This is a genomic window from Trebonia sp. (assembly GCF_049794275.1).
Taxonomy (GTDB): Bacteria; Actinomycetota; Actinomycetes; order Streptosporangiales; family Streptosporangiaceae; genus Trebonia.
The window spans coordinates 1-1,759 of record NZ_JBARCR010000411.1 but is presented as its reverse complement, the minus strand read 5'-3'; the positions used below and the strand labels follow the sequence as shown (position 1 = coordinate 1,759).

The 1,759-nt window shown below is 71.7% G+C and carries 2 protein-coding genes; both read left to right on the top strand.

The annotated features are described in order from the left end of the window. Positions 1-414, top strand: a 414-nt coding sequence (locus WA805_RS11235; protein ID WP_425242311.1) for an aquaporin, incomplete at its 5' end; no start/stop codon positions are given. Between the two features lie 23 nt (positions 415-437). Further along, a partial coding sequence (locus WA805_RS11230) for an FAD-dependent oxidoreductase (protein ID WP_425242310.1) occupies positions 438-1,759 on the top strand: 1,322 nt, incomplete at its 3' end.

The following is a 1,759-nucleotide window of genomic DNA, read 5'->3' as shown; positions in this document are numbered from 1 at the left end:
CCTGCGCACTTCTTGTCGGAGGTCATCGCCACGATCGGGCTGCTGCTGGTGATTTTCGCGCTGGCCCGGTCCGGACGCGCCCGGTCCGCCCCCGCGGCGGTCGGCGCCTACATCGGCGCGGCGTACTTCTTCACCTCCTCCACCAGCTTCGCCAACCCGGCCATCACCATCGGCCGGATGTTCTCGGACACCTTCGCGGGCATCACCCCGTCCTCGGTCCCGCCCTTCATCGCCGCGCAGATCCTCGGCGGTGTCCTAGCCGCCGGGATCATCAAGGCGCTATACCCCGCCATCACGCCAGCCGACGCCGCCGACATCATCGTCCCCCACAACAGTGCGGGACGGGCACCGGCCAGCGCGGCACCTCACAGCGCCTCGCTGTCCCCGGACGGCGCGCAAGGCCCGGCCCACTGACCCGACACCTAGAGGAGCCTGCCATGCACCTGGTCATGATCGGCGGCAGCGACGCCGGTATCAGCGCCGCGCTGCGGGCCCGGGAACTCGACCCGGCCACCGATGTCACGGTGGTCCTTGAGGACGCCTATCCGAACTTCTCCATCTGCGGCATCCCCTATTACGTCTCCGGCGAGGTCCCCCACTGGCGCAACCTGGCCCACCGTACCGTCGCCGACCTAGAGGCCGCCGGGATGCGGCTGCGGCTGGACACCACCGCCCGGCGCATCGACGTGCCCGGCCGCAAGCTCCTAGTCACCTCCGCTGACGGCAGCGAGGAACTGCTCGGCTACGACAAGCTCATCGTCGGCACCGGCGCCGTCCCGGTCCGCCCCCCGATCCGCGGCCTGGCCGGACCGGGTGCCCTCGGCCCCACCGACGGGGTCCACCTGCTGCACTCGATGGGCGACACCTTCGCCGTCATGGCCACCCTGGAGCAGGCCGCCCTGGCCAGCGCGGTGATCGTCGGCGCTGGGTACATCGGCCTGGAGATGGCGGACGCGCTGACCGTCCGCGGGCTCCGTGTGACGCAAATGGAGCAGCTGCCCGAGGTGCTGCCAACGGTTGATCCGGAGCTGGGCGCGCTGGTCCACGCCGAACTGGCCGCCCATGGGGTGGAGGGGCTCACGGGCACCACCGTCCAGGCGATCAGCAAGGCCCCGCCCGGCCAGGCCGGGCGGCTGGAAGTCCAGGCCACCGCGGCTGACGGCTCGGCCGTGACCCGCGCGGCGGACATGGTGCTGGTCGTCGTCGGGGTGCGGCCCGAGACCACCCTGGCCGCCGACGCCGGGGCCGCCCTCGGCGTCAAGGGCGCGATCACGGTCGACCCCGGCATGCGGACCAGCCTGCCCGATGTTTTCGCCGCCGGGGACTGCGTGGTCACCCACCACCGGCTGCTCGGCGTGACCTACCTGCCGCTGGGCACCACCGCGCACAAGCAGGGCCGGGTCGCCGGGGAGAACTCGCTCGGCGGGAACCGGCAGTTCGCGGGCAGCCTCGGCACCCAGGTGGTGAAGATCTTCGACCAGGCCGCCGCCCGGACCGGGCTGCGCGACCACGAAGCCCAGCCGGCCGGGTTCGACCCGGTCACGGTTGGCTCGCAGGCCGATGACCATAAGGCCTACTATCCCGGCAGCCACCGCATGACGATGCGCGTGACCGGCGACCGGGCCACCGGGCGACTGCTCGGCCTGCAGCTGTTCGGCCACAAGAACGCCGAGATCGCCAAGCGCATCGACATCGCCGCCACGGCGATCTTCCACGGCATGACCGTCGACGCCGTCAGCGACCTGGACCTGTCCTACAC